The organism is Pseudoalteromonas sp. H71 (assembly GCF_001468485.1).
Lineage (GTDB): Bacteria > Pseudomonadota > Gammaproteobacteria > Enterobacterales > Alteromonadaceae > Pseudoalteromonas.
On record NZ_LODI01000024.1, the window covers coordinates 88263 to 100990 of the forward strand.

The 12728-nt window shown below is 39.9% G+C and carries 11 protein-coding genes and 1 pseudogene; 5 read left to right on the forward strand and 7 right to left on the reverse strand.

The annotated features are described in order from the left end of the window. Positions 1–50 precede the first annotated feature (50 nt). The 3 genes from ATS71_RS11650 (at position 51) to mrcB (ending at position 4114) form a co-directional block, all read left to right on the forward strand. Entirely contained in the window at positions 51–389 is a 339-nt protein-coding gene (locus ATS71_RS11650) for a P-II family nitrogen regulator (RefSeq protein WP_004587162.1), read from the forward strand. Between the two features lie 9 nt (positions 390–398). Continuing rightward, complete coding sequence (locus ATS71_RS11655) at positions 399–1628, forward strand: ammonium transporter (protein WP_058404982.1); 1230 nt, start codon at positions 399–401, stop codon at positions 1626–1628. Positions 1629–1771: 143 nt separating this feature from the next. Beyond that, complete coding sequence (gene mrcB, locus ATS71_RS11660; protein ID WP_058404983.1) at positions 1772–4114, forward strand: penicillin-binding protein 1B; 2343 nt, start codon at positions 1772–1774, stop codon at positions 4112–4114. Positions 4115–4170: 56 nt separating this feature from the next. On the opposite strand, the gene ATS71_RS11665 is transcribed toward mrcB, so the two are convergent. The 5 genes from ATS71_RS11665 to ATS71_RS11685 all read right to left on the reverse strand — a co-directional run bounded on the left by ATS71_RS11665 (position 4171) and on the right by ATS71_RS11685 (position 10773). Further along, positions 4171–6012, reverse strand: coding sequence for a methyl-accepting chemotaxis protein (locus ATS71_RS11665; RefSeq protein WP_058404984.1), 1842 nt, complete (start codon positions 6010–6012; stop codon positions 4171–4173). 180 nt (positions 6013–6192) lie between these two features. Continuing rightward, positions 6193–7473, reverse strand: coding sequence for a glutamate-1-semialdehyde 2,1-aminomutase (gene hemL / locus ATS71_RS11670; RefSeq protein ID WP_058404985.1), 1281 nt, complete (start codon positions 7471–7473; stop codon positions 6193–6195). Positions 7474–7506: 33 nt separating this feature from the next. Next, positions 7507–8523: an aspartate carbamoyltransferase gene (locus ATS71_RS11675; RefSeq protein ID WP_006791507.1), complete on the reverse strand. Its 1017-nt coding sequence runs from the start codon at positions 8521–8523 to the stop codon at positions 7507–7509. 117 nt (positions 8524–8640) lie between these two features. Beyond that, complete coding sequence (locus ATS71_RS11680; RefSeq protein ID WP_058404986.1) at positions 8641–9075, reverse strand: CopD family protein; 435 nt, start codon at positions 9073–9075, stop codon at positions 8641–8643. Between the two features lie 15 nt (positions 9076–9090). Then, entirely contained in the window at positions 9091–10773 is a 1683-nt protein-coding gene (locus ATS71_RS11685) for a chloride channel protein (RefSeq protein WP_058404987.1), read from the reverse strand. Positions 10774–11096: 323 nt separating this feature from the next. Between ATS71_RS11685 and erpA the strand changes: the two genes are divergently transcribed. Beyond that, complete coding sequence (erpA, locus tag ATS71_RS11690) at positions 11097–11435, forward strand: iron-sulfur cluster insertion protein ErpA (RefSeq protein WP_006791504.1); 339 nt, start codon at positions 11097–11099, stop codon at positions 11433–11435. Positions 11436–11481: 46 nt separating this feature from the next. Here erpA and ATS71_RS11695 read toward each other — a convergent pair whose 3' ends face one another. Beyond that, the gene (locus ATS71_RS11695; protein WP_058404988.1) at positions 11482–11670 is read right to left on the reverse strand and encodes a hypothetical protein; all 189 of its coding nucleotides are present in this window, start codon (positions 11668–11670) and stop codon (positions 11482–11484) included. Positions 11671–12120: 450 nt separating this feature from the next. Here ATS71_RS11695 and ATS71_RS11700 point away from each other — a divergent pair, with 450 nt between their 5' ends. Next, entirely contained in the window at positions 12121–12360 is a 240-nt protein-coding gene (locus ATS71_RS11700; RefSeq protein WP_006791502.1) for a helix-turn-helix domain-containing protein, read from the forward strand. A 73-nt stretch (positions 12361–12433) separates the two neighbouring features. Here the strand turns inward: ATS71_RS11700 and ATS71_RS19060 are convergent. Further along, a pseudogene (locus ATS71_RS19060) lies at positions 12434–12728 on the reverse strand (AmpG family muropeptide MFS transporter); the annotation flags it as partial.

A 12728-nucleotide genomic window follows, 5' to 3' on the forward strand; every position in this document is an offset into this window, starting at 1 on the left:
TGGATTATGTAACTCAACAGGATAACAATAAAGAGTCCGAGGGGGCCGCTATGAAAATGATTAGTGCAATCATAAAACCATTTAAATTAGACGATGTGCGTGAAGCGCTCGCTGATTTAGGAATTGAGGGGATGACTGTAGTTGACGTTAAAGGTTTTGGACGTCAACGAGGTCATACAGAGTTATACCGTGGTGCAGAGTACCAAGTCGATTTTATTCCAAAGATCAAACTTGAAATTGCAACTCGTACAGAAAATTGCCAACGCGTAGTTGAAGCTATCACTAAAATTGCATCAACAGGCAAAATTGGTGACGGCAAAATTTTTGTGTACGACTTAGATCAAATTGTTCGTATCCGTACTGGCGAACTTGACGAAGAAGCAATTTAAGAGGGGCTTATGGAAAATACAATTGTAGAACTTAAATTTTCACTCGATACATTTTACTTTTTGATATCGGGTATATTGGTAATGTGGATGGCAGCAGGTTTTGCCATGTTAGAAGCAGGCTTAGTTCGCTCTAAAAACACCACTGAAATTTTAACTAAAAACATCGCGCTTTATTCAATCGCATGTACCATGTTTTTGTTAGTTGGCTACAACATCATGTATGTAGACAACGCTGAGGGCGGAATCATGCCATCACTGGGTGCGTTAATTGGTACGCAAGCTGCTGATGCCGATCACTCTTTAGAGTCTGACTTTTTCTTCCAAGTGGTTTTCGTTGCAACAGCTATGTCAATTGTATCGGGTGCGGTTGCTGAGCGAATGAAGCTATGGGCTTTCTTAGCATTTACTGTTGTTTTAACTGGCTTTATCTACCCAACGGAAGGTTACTGGACATGGGGCGGTGGTTTCTTGTCTGAAATGGGATTTGTTGATTTTGCAGGTTCTGCCATTGTTCATGGTGCAGGTGCAGCAGCAGCACTAGCAGGTGTTATTTTGTTAGGCGCTCGTAAAGGTAAATACGGTAAAAACGGTGAAGTTTACCCAATTCCAGGTTCTAACTTGCCACTTGCAACTTTAGGCACATTTATTTTGTGGATGGGCTGGTTTGGTTTTAACGGTGGTTCGCAGTTATTACTATCAGATAAAGAAAACGCAACGGCTGTAGGTCAAATCTTACTTAACACTAACGCGGCTGCGGCAATGGGTGCAATTGCAGCACTATTTGTATGTAAAGTATTATGGGGCAAAGCAGATTTAACAATGGTACTTAACGGTGCGTTAGCGGGCTTGGTTGTTATTACTGCAGACCCTCTTTCACCTTCTCCATTAATGGCTTGTTTACTTGGTTTATTAGGCGGTTCATTAGTTGTATTTAGCATTATAGCTTTAGACAAGATTAAGATTGATGATCCAGTAGGTGCTATTTCTGTACACGGTGTGTGTGGTGCATTAGGTATAATGCTAGTTCCGCTTTCAAACGGTGATGCGAGCATTGTTAACCAGTTAATCGGTTTAGTAACTATCTTGGCATTTGTTTTTGTAGCATCGTTCATTGTGTGGGCTATATTAAAATACACAATGGGTATACGTGTTACAGAAGAAGAAGAGCTAAACGGTATGGATCAACACGACTGTGGTGTAGAAGCTTACCCTGAGTTTGTATCTGTTCGTAATAACTAAATTTATATAGTGTGTTCATCAAAGCTCTACTTTAGGTAGAGCTTTTTTCGTTTCAGGGAAGGTTAATTTTTCAGGTGTTAGGGTTATGACCAATATGCTAAGCTCTCCTTTGTAAATAAACCGTTGGAACACATTACACTTACATGGCTGATAATAAAAAAACACCCAGTAGTAAACCCCCTTCTAAGCGTGCATCGAAAGCAAGCAGTTCGCCACGTAAAACTAAACCCAAATCAACAAAAAAAGCGGCAAAAACTGTGGTTAAACGCTCATTTATGAGAAAAACATGGTCAGTTTTTTGGAAGCTAAGCTTGGCGGTTTTTATTGCTATGGCCATGTACCTTATTTATTTAGACTCAAAAACAACACGTGTATTTGAGGGCAATAAATGGCAACTACCAGCACAAGTGTATGCGCGTGCAATGCAGTTTTACCCAGGGCAATTTTTATCAAGTCAAGAGGTGGAATTTGAACTTGAACGTCTAAATTACTCGTCGGTTAATCGACTTAGCCGCACCGGCCAATACGTTAAAACGGCCGATAGCATTAAAATTTATCGACGTGAGTTTGAGTTTTATGATGGGCTGGAGGAGTCTAGGATTGTTGAGCTGCGTTTTGCAGGACAAAAGGTAGCCTCTGTAAAAGATAAATTTGGTAGGCGCTTGAATAATGCTCGCTTAGAGCCTGTTCAAATAGCCCGCATTGGTAACGATTCTAAGCAAGATAGGGAATTTGTGCCCCTTGATAAGTTTCCTGCTATGTTAAAAGACACTTTGCTAGTGGTGGAAGACCGTAATTTTTATGAGCACCACGGTGTATCTGTTTTTTCTATTTTACGCGCTTTGTATACCAATATTAGAGCAGGGCGAACAGTACAAGGCGGTAGTACATTAACGCAGCAACTCGCTAAAAATATATATTTAACCCGTGAACGTTCGCTATTGCGAAAAATAAATGAGGCGTTTATAGCGCTTATTCTGGATTATCGTTACTCAAAAGACCAAATATTAGAGGCCTACTTAAACGAGGTTTATTTAGGGCAATCCTATAACCAAGGCGTGCATGGAATGGGCTTGGCGTCTGAGTTTTATTTTTCAAAACCCGTTGATGAGCTTGAATACGACCAAATAGCGCTGCTAGTGGCGATGGTAAAGGGCCCGTCTTATTACAATCCTCGCCGTTATAAAGAGCGCACTATGGAGCGTCGCGATTTAGTGCTTCGCCTTATGGTAGAAAACAAATTAATAAGTACAAAAGAATACCGAGCATCGCTTAAGCGCTCAATAGACATTGCGCCAATGAAAGAAAGTTTACAAAAATCATACCCAGGGTATTTAGAATTGGTGAACCGTGAATTAAATAAATTACTACCCGATCAGCAAACATTAGATGCTGGTGTTAGGGTTTTTACTTACTTTGATTTACAAAAACAAACAGCAATGGAAAATTCGGTTGAGAAAAGCTTACCGTATTTAGAGAGACGCCCTAAAACAGATAAACTTGAAGTGGCTATGATCTCTGTAAACTCAGATAAGGGTGGTGTATCGGCCCTTGTAGCAGGGCGCGACGTTCGATATTCAGGCTTTAATAGAGTGCTGGATACAAAGAGGAATATAGGATCTTTAGTTAAGCCCGCCGTTTATTTAACAGCGCTGCAATCACCAAATTATAATTTGGCCACATTACTTGATGATTCGCCGTTACAGGTAACCAATGAAGAAGGTAATGTATGGCAGCCTGAAAATTTTGATCGTCAATACCGTGGTGCGATACCGCTTTATCAAGCATTTAGTAATAGTATTAATATACCTGCTGTTAACTTAGGCTTAGATATAGGAGTGGATAAAGTTGCAAATACACTTAAATCACTCGGTGTGGATGATCAAATAGATGAATACCCATCTTTACTCTTAGGAGCTTTGGAGTTATCGAGTTTTGATGTAGCTCAGCTTTACACCACTATCGCAAATGACGGTGAGTATAAGAAGTTGACGTCTATTTCAGCACTAACCGACTCTGTAGGTAACGTACTATATCAACATCAGGTGAGTGCAGAGCCTCGTTTCGATAAAGCGTCTGTATACATGACTAAGTATGCAATGAAACGCGTAACAAAAGACGGCACAGCCAAGCGTTTAAATTTACACTTTCCGTCTATTCAATTAGCTGGCAAAACAGGCACCAGCAACGATTTGCGCGATAGCTGGTTTGCTGGATTTGATCAAAATACGGTAACTGTTGCATGGCTTGGCCGCGATGATAATAAAAGCACAGGTTTAACTGGCAGCGTAGGGGCGCTAGAGGCTTATATTCGTTATTTAAAACCACTTAACCCACAAGCTATTGCTGATACTCGCCCATCTTCAATTCGTTGGGCTTTTGTAAACGAACACACAGGTAAACAAGCTCCGCCAGGATGTGGCAAAGTGATCCAACTTCCATTAAGAGTGAGTGAGTTTGAGCCAAGGCCGCGCTGTATAAAATGACAACCCAAACAACACAGCCGGTATTTAGCGGCTGTGTTGTTTATAGATATTAATAACTAAGATTTAAAAAAGCGCACTGACGTTGTTAAGTCGTTCGATAAGCGTGAGAGCTCCTCTGCGTCTTGCAGCGTTGATTGTGCTGAGACGAGTGTATGGTCAGCCAAGTTATTTACTTCTTGCGAGTCATTTAGAGCCTGAGTTGTCGCATTGGCTTGTTGTTTAACTCGTTCAGCGATTACCTCGCCTTGATGCTTTATATCACCCATACTACTTTCCGCACTTTGCAGTACCGTATTTGTTTGGTTTGCGGCTTCAACAGATAACTCCATTTTTTCAACGCTTGAACGCATTTTCACTTGTGTATCGTCAGATGCTTTTTGCAAAGAGCTGATAATTTGGTGAATTTCTTGTGTTTGTGTTTGAGTACGTAACGCAAGTGTTCTTACCTCATCTGCGACTACCGCAAAACCTCGTCCGTGTTCACCGGCTCTGGCCGCTTCAATTGCTGCATTTAGCGCTAATAAGTTTGTTTGGTCGGCAATTTCACTGATCCCTTTACTGACTTTGCTTATTTCTTGGCTATCTTGGGCTAGTCGGTCGAGTGCTTGTTGGCTTTCGGTAAACTCCATTTTTAAGTCTTGCATATATTGAGCAAGCTCCATGGTATTACTCGACCCTTGTTTTACATGCTCTGCGGCATTTTGAGCGGTGAGGGTTGCTTGATGAGCCGATTCTTCAATTGCATGTGCAGTTTGCGCCATATCGCTTAATGCATGGCTAATTGCATTTACCCGCGTTTGCTGTTTTATTACGTCGTCGCTAGTTTGGCTACTGGCATGCGAAAGAGACTTAGTGGCATCGCAGAGTGCTTTTGTGCTGGTTTTAACATCTGAAAGTAAATGTGAAAAGGCACTAAGTAGGGCGTTGTACTGCTCAGCAATAACACTCATTTCGTCATTACCATGTAAGTTAAGAGTTGAATTTAGATCACCGTTAGCGGCCTTAGTGGCTGCTTTGGAGAATCGACTGATGGTATCAACGACTGCAAAATAAAATCCAACCATTAAATAAAGTGCAAATAATAAACTCATTATTGAGGCAACTAATACGGTGTTTCGGGTCCACTGCTGACCTTTTATTTTATTGCTAATTAACGACTCTAAAGTTGGGATACTTGTGTTGATTAAAGCGCTAATATTTTTTTGAACATTGTCAGTGAGTGCTGAAAATTCACGCTGAGTTAACTCTATGTCGTCGGGTTCAAGTAGTTTTTTATCTATCGCGTTCTTAAATGCTGAGACTGATTTTTGTAGTTCATTTAAAGTGGGAGAAAGCACTTTATTTACCGATTTATCCGCTGACGTTGCAATAGCGAGTGTTTTCAAAAGTTGCTGCTCAAATTGGGGTAACGATTTACTTAGGTTTGAAAGTGCAATAAAGGTATCTGGGGTAAATTGGTTATTGTTCATTACTGTATTTGCGCTCGCGGCGGTTAGGTTTATTTGAGTGATAAAAGCAGGGACACGGGTTACCAACGCGCGATTTAAATAGGCACTGGCCAGTTGACTATCAAGCGCTAAATTAGATTGAATTGACACAAGCTCAAGAACATCTTCGGCTTTATTGTCATTTATTTTGAAGCCTAGTGCTCTTGCTATATTGATGTTTTTGTCCGTTTCACCCTTTATTTGGTTAGTGAGTATTGCCTGATAGCCTTTTAAGCCTTGTTGTTCCATTTTTGATACATGAATACTTTTGCTCAACAACGACACAAGAAAAAACATGCTCAGTGCAAGTGGGATCAAGAGAATACCAAATGTAATACTTATTTTTGCTTTGTATTTTAGGTTCGCCATTAATCGCGTTGCAGGCGCAGCAAACTGCCGTAATCCAGACATAAGATTCTCTTGTAATTAATAAAGTAGGGTGAAGACAACTAGACCTTGTTACGCTTAATTATCATTCAATTATGTTACTTTACAAATAAAAAAAAGCCCTTAGTGGGCTTTTTTCAATCTTTAGCTTGAACAACCAATTTTAAATATGAATAAATAAAATATTTTTGGCAGCGTTAACGATTAAAGTTTAGCAAAACAACGCTCAGCTGCGGCTATAGTATTTTGTACTTCCTGCTCTGTGTGTGCAGCACATACAAATCCAGCCTCAAATGCTGACGGTGCAAGGTATACACCTTCTTCAAGCATTAAATGGAAAAAGCGTTTAAAACGCTCTAGGTCACACTCAGTCGCTTGTTTGTAAGTGGTTACTTTTTCTGCGTCAGTAAAGAAAAAGCCATACATCCCGCCCGCGTAGTTTGTTGTAAGAGCGATACCCGCTTTTTTAGCGCCTGCTTCAAAGCCTTCGCATATGGCTTTTGAAATCGCTTCCAGTTTATCGTGTAAACCCGGTTCACTTAATAGCTCTAATGATTTTAAACCTGCAGCCATAGCAATTGGATTACCCGACAGTGTGCCTGCTTGATATACTGGGCCAACAGGCGCAATGTAATCCATAATCTCGGTTTTACCGCCAAATGCGCCGACCGGCATGCCGCCGCCAATAACTTTACCTAAACAGGTTAAGTCTGGCTTTATGTTGTAATATGCTTGCGCGCCACCTAATGCTACGCGAAAACCTGTCATTACTTCATCAAAAATAAGTACCGACTTGTATTCATCACATACTGCACGTAGACCTTCTAAAAAGCCTTCAACAGGTGGAATGCAGTTCATGTTACCCGCTACAGGTTCAACGATAATACAGGCAATTTCGTCTGCGTATTTTTCAAAAATTGCTTTTACTTCTTCAATATTATTAAACGATACTGTTAATGTATGTTTAGCAAAATCTTCAGGAATACCTGGTGAATTAGGCACGCCCATAGTTAAAGCACCCGAGCCCGCTTTAACCAAAAGCGAATCGGCATGGCCATGGTAACAGCCTTCAAATTTTAGGATTTTATCGCGGTTTGTAAATCCACGTGCTAAGCGAATTGCGCTCATTGTTGCTTCGGTACCAGAACTAACCATGCGTACTTTTTCAATTGACGGTACAAGTGCTTTTACTTTCTCAGCCATTAAAATTTCAGCTTCAGTTGGCGCGCCATAGCTTAGGCCGTTTTCAACTGCTTCATGAACCGCTTGCTTTATAGCAGGGTGATTGTGGCCCATGATCATAGGCCCCCACGAACCAACGTAATCAATATAACGATTACCATCGGCATCAAACGTAAATGCACCTTCTGCTTTTGTAATAAATAGTGGTGTGCCACCTACGCCATTAAAAGCGCGCACTGGTGAGTTTACGCCACCAGGAATAGAGGTTTGAGCGCGTTCAAATAAGTCTTGGCTAATTGTCATGAAAAATCCTATAAATTGTCACTTAAAAAAAGGTTAGCTGTCGCGTTTGCGGCTAAACCAAGGCACGTCTACTTCATATTGCTCAACTTTATTTTCTACGCCGAGCGTTAAAGCAAACAATGCCATACGAATTAATACGCCGTTTTGTACTTGGCGAAATATAGCTAAATTGTCGTTGCTGTTTAAGTCGTTATCAAGCTCGTTAGCTTCAGTTCGACTATCACGAGGAAGCGGATGCATAAGCACCGAATTAGGCTTACAGTGTGCGTTGTAAATTGACTGGCTAATTCTAAATCCGCCACGGTATTTGTTTGCTTCTTCTTGAGATGGAAAGCGTTCTTCTTGAATACGTGTTTGATACACAATATCAGCCGCTAAATTCCCTTCCATTTTGTTAACTAGTTCAATTTTATGGCCAGCGTTTTCTACTGCATCTAAAATACTGGTTGGCATTTGCAAGCCATCGGGTGCCACCATTGAAAATTTAACGTTTTTGTAATGACACAATAGTTTTGATAACGAATGAACAGTACGGCCATATTTCAAATCGCCAACCAAAGCGATGTGCATGCCATCAATGTTTTGATCAAATCGATGTAACTCACGTTCAATCGTTAGTAGGTCGAGCAGTGCTTGAGTAGGGTGTTCATTTGGGCCGTCACCGCCATTGATAACTGGGACGGTACAGCCTTCGGCAAATTCACTAACCGAACCTGCATCTGGGTGGCGCATTGCCACTGCATCTGCATAAGCTGATATAACACGCGCTGTATCGTACAAAGACTCACCTTTAGCAAGGGCTGAACTTTGCATGCCGGTTGTTTCACGCACGCCTCCACCGAGCAGGTTAAACGCAGTACCAAAGCTAACGCGTGTACGTGTGCTAGGTTCAAAAAACAAATTAGCTAAAATAGCGCCTTCAAGTACCGTTGTTTGCTTTTGCTTTTTAGCGTAAGGCTCCATCTTTTTTGCTACTGCAAAAATACGTTCAATGCAGTCTCTGTCTAACTGATTAACAGACAGAATATGTTCACCTTGGAAACTTAACATGGGGTTATTCCTAGTTTTTCAAAAGGGCGCGATAATCCATAAAATGGGGCACGCAATCGCGCATATTAGATTTCAAATAGTATGTAATTAATATGGTATTTTGTTATACCAAAGCGCTTAAAGGCTCGGTTTAATTACTGCCAGTGCAACTATAATAAGCAGCGCGATAACAGGTAATTCATTAAAAATTCGGTAAAAACGATCTGTTTTAGTATTTCTGTCGTGTTTAAAGTCGGCTAATAATTTAAAACAGTACGCATGATACAAATATAAAATAATGACCAGTACAAGCTTGTAGTGCAGCCACATGCTGTATTTAAACCATTCACGACCATATTCAACAATTGTCAGTACACCAAAAAGGGCCGTTAAAATAGCAAATGGCGTTACAAAATAAAGGAGCCTGCGTTCCATTACTTTTAGCATAGAGTTACATGCACGCTCTTGGCTCATTGCGTGGTAAACAAATAATCGTGGTAAGTAAAAAATGCCTGCAAACCATGCAATCATAAAAAATATATGCAGCGTTTTATAAATCAGTAATGCGCTCATAGTAACCCTTATTATTTATAGTAAGCTGTTACGAATGGTCAAAATATGATGAATTTGATCCCAACGTAATAAGCCCATTATTTGTTGATTATCTAGTAGATTATGCACGTACAAAGCGCCACTTCGCTTGTCTTTTAGCATATCAAAGGCATCAGCTAACGTTGCTTGACTGCTAATACCTTGTAAATTTACATAGTTAAGATTTATTGCTTGGTCAGACATTAAGCTTAAATCGTATTCCGCGAGGCGATAACCGTTTTCTTCGTCAAACACAATGAGCGGTGTTTGGCTATCCATAGCGTCGAGCGTATTTTTTATTTGCTCTTTGTCGTTTGAAAAAAGCAATTTAAAGTTTTCATCCATATCATCCATTATCCCCACTTTTTGTAGTGCCTCAGTGGCGGGCGAAACATGATAGGGAAGGCCCTGAAAATCTAGTTGCTGCAAAAATATAGAGCGATTACCAAATACTTGTAATGCGGTTACATAAGCCGTTGTTATAACAAGCATGGCCGGTACAATTATTTCAGGCGACGATGTAAGCTCCATCACTGTTGTTAACGCGGCAAGTGGTGCATGTAATGTCGCGGCCATTAATCCTGCCATGCCCAATACACCGTAGGTACCAGCGATATCAGTACCTGGGCTAATAAACTGGGCAAAAAATGCCATCATCGTTCCTACTAAAACGCCTAGACCAATAACGGGACCAATTAAACCACCCGGAATACCTAAACCTATCGCAAATAGCGTGGCTAGTAATTTTGCAATCAAGATAGTGGTAAGTAGCTGAACGTTATCAGGAGACTCCACCGCTATAGCGATTGCACTCATACCTGAGCCCATAGCTTGAGGAACGGCATAAGCAATCAAACTTGCAATACAACCTGCAATGAGTAAACGAGGGAACATGCTTAAAGGTTTAAAGGTTTTAATAATTAACATTAAGTTTTGATTAAAACTGTATGCTATCGCACCCAGTGCCATGCCGCATAAAATTAAATATGGATAGTGCCAGCCACTCAAAGGAGCAATTGTTATGAGTGCAAGCTCTGACCCTTCGCCAAAGACGAACTGAGTAGCAAGCGCGCCTGTTACTGCAGCAAGCATAATAGGCACAAAAATATGAACTTTATATTCTCTTAACACCACTTCCATAACAAAAATAACGGCGGCAAGAGGTGTATTAAAGGATGCTGCAATACCCGCAGCAACACCACAGCCGCTTAATGTACGCATGGCATTGTGAGGCAGGTGGAGTTTATCGGCTAAAATACTGGCTCCAGTCGCTCCCATATGAACAGATGGACCTTCACGTCCAACCGAAAAGCCACTGATTAATGCCAGAGCACCCCCAACAAATTGGTTGAGCGTATTGTATAAAGGCATTTGTCCGTAGTGACGTTTAATGCGATGAATTACGAATGGGATACCTAACCGATAATGTTTGAAACCAGTAAAAGCTGCAAATGAAGCAATTAAAAATGCGGCAATTAAAGGCATTAAAACGCGTTCAAGTGTAGGTAAGGTTGTGAAGTCGTCTGGTGTTTCTAAAAATAAGCTTTGAAAAAAAAGAATTGTAAGGCGGAATAAAATAATAAAAAATGCAGCAATTAACCCAGCAACTACGCCTAATAGGCATAATTGTACAGATGTTTTAGGTTGTGCGAGTCGACGCCTGAGCTGCTCCAGCCACATGCATTATTTCCTCAGTGCATTTTTCAGCTGTATTTTAGCAAAAGCCAACCACTAAGTCCTTGTGATTTTATAAAATTATTAGCTTAAATTAACTATTTAGGGAAAATAGTAAAACTAAGGCTTTTTAGTTAAAATAATTACTCATTTAATATGCCACTCGTTGCATATTAAAGTGCTGTATTTTTTAGTACACATAACTGATATTCAGACATTTTTTTAATGTATTTATGGATATAACTTAGAGCAAAGCGTTAATTGACTATACTTGATTAAAACACTCGGGTATTGGATAATCACACCATTACGATATTGAGGGTTTTAAAATGTCAGAAGAATTACCAATTCAGTTTAGCGATGCCGCTGCTGTTCGTGTTAAACAATTAATCGACGAAGAAGAAAACCCGGAACTGAAACTGCGTGTTTACGTAACCGGTGGTGGGTGTTCTGGCTTTCAGTACGGTTTTACTTTTGATGAAAAAGCAAACCCAGGCGATTTAGAAATTGTTAAAAATGGCGTAACTTTAGTGGTTGATCCCATGAGCATTCAATATTTAGTTGATGGTGTGGTTGACTATACTGAGGGCTTAGAAGGCGCGCGCTTTTTTGTATCTAACCCGAACGCAACCACGACGTGTGGGTGTGGCGCAAGCTTCAGTGTATAAATACAGAACAATATATAAAAAGCCGCATTAGCGGCTTTTTTAATGCCTATAAATTAGTGGGAGCGTACTCTGTTATTTGCATTATTAATACAAAAAAACCTAATACAAATGCCGACAGCGCTAAAATATATAGAAAGCCTTTCTTACCTTGCTTAATAGGAACCCCATTGTGACGCAAGAAAAAGTACCACCCTGCGCATAAAATAATAGGTAATAAAAAAAGAAGCCTGAACATTATGTAACCTTTTCTGCGTTGATTATTGTCTAATATTAAACATAAAACGTTAATATGAAATAAATTTGTTATAAAAATTGTGTGCTAATATTTTAAGAATATTAAATTTATTTTTAATGATTTTGATAACTTAGCTGAAATATTCAGTGTTTGTAAATGTTTGCCTAGGTTGATTTTGAGTTGAAAAGACAATTAACTATTTAACCAAAGTGTTAATAGTATATAATGTATCCAAGAATGAGACGGGCAAAATTTCATTCTAATAACAAAAATCTTTTACCACATTTTAAGCGTCATTTTTTAGCTATGTGGGTGGGAGTGAGTAGCAACAAGTGCTTTAAGAAGCGATAGATTGCTATTTAAAACATAAGTTACTGCTTACTTGCCTACAGCTATGATAACGACTGCTGCTTTTGTGGGGTTGTCTAATCGTCTAGTAGGAGATGTAAAATGATGGGGAAAACTGTTTCTTCAGAAGAGAACGCTAAGTTAACAACATGGCTTAAAAGTAAACGCCATGAAAAAGGCCACACAATGAGAAGCCTTGCACAAGTGCTTGGAACACCTCACTCATTTATCGGCAAAATTGAAAATCAAGAACGCCGTTTAGATGTGGTTGAGTTTGTTCGTTATTGTACTGCGCTTGAAGTTGACCCACATGAAGCACTAAGCCTGCTTAAAGTAGATTAATAGTGTATTGCTTAGTTCATTTAGGGCATATTAAATGTGCTAAGCAAAATATTAATGCATGGATGCATTAAGCCTAATAATTACTATGGTAGTTTTTCTCAAGCTCATAAAGTTTATGTCTTATTGCATACAAAAACAGTAAAGAAGGGATCACCATTAAAGCGGTTAAAACAAAAAATAACGACCAATTTCCCATCAGCCAATCATCAATCACTACACCGCTGTAGCTCGAAAGTAATGTTCTACCCAAGTTCCCCAGCGATGCCAATAACGCATAATGTGTTGCGCTAAACGCTCTGTCACATAGCATAGATATAAATGCCACCATAGCAACTAAAGACCACGCTTGAGTAAAGCCATCAATTACG

Coding starts and splice junctions, on each gene's coding strand:
- ATS71_RS11650 (WP_004587162.1), top strand. CDS start 51: ATGAAAATGATTAGTGCAATCATAAAACCATTTAAATTAGACGATGTG.
- ATS71_RS11655 (WP_058404982.1), top strand. CDS start 399: ATGGAAAATACAATTGTAGAACTTAAATTTTCACTCGATACATTTTAC.
- mrcB (WP_058404983.1), top strand. CDS start 1,772: ATGGCTGATAATAAAAAAACACCCAGTAGTAAACCCCCTTCTAAGCGT.
- ATS71_RS11665 (WP_058404984.1), bottom strand. CDS start 6,012: ATGTCTGGATTACGGCAGTTTGCTGCGCCTGCAACGCGATTAATGGCG.
- hemL (WP_058404985.1), bottom strand. CDS start 7,473: ATGACAATTAGCCAAGACTTATTTGAACGCGCTCAAACCTCTATTCCT.
- ATS71_RS11675 (WP_006791507.1), bottom strand. CDS start 8,523: ATGTTAAGTTTCCAAGGTGAACATATTCTGTCTGTTAATCAGTTAGAC.
- ATS71_RS11680 (WP_058404986.1), bottom strand. CDS start 9,075: ATGAGCGCATTACTGATTTATAAAACGCTGCATATATTTTTTATGATT.
- ATS71_RS11685 (WP_058404987.1), bottom strand. CDS start 10,773: ATGTGGCTGGAGCAGCTCAGGCGTCGACTCGCACAACCTAAAACATCT.
- erpA (WP_006791504.1), top strand. CDS start 11,097: ATGTCAGAAGAATTACCAATTCAGTTTAGCGATGCCGCTGCTGTTCGT.
- ATS71_RS11695 (WP_058404988.1), bottom strand. CDS start 11,670: ATGTTCAGGCTTCTTTTTTTATTACCTATTATTTTATGCGCAGGGTGG.
- ATS71_RS11700 (WP_006791502.1), top strand. CDS start 12,121: ATGATGGGGAAAACTGTTTCTTCAGAAGAGAACGCTAAGTTAACAACA.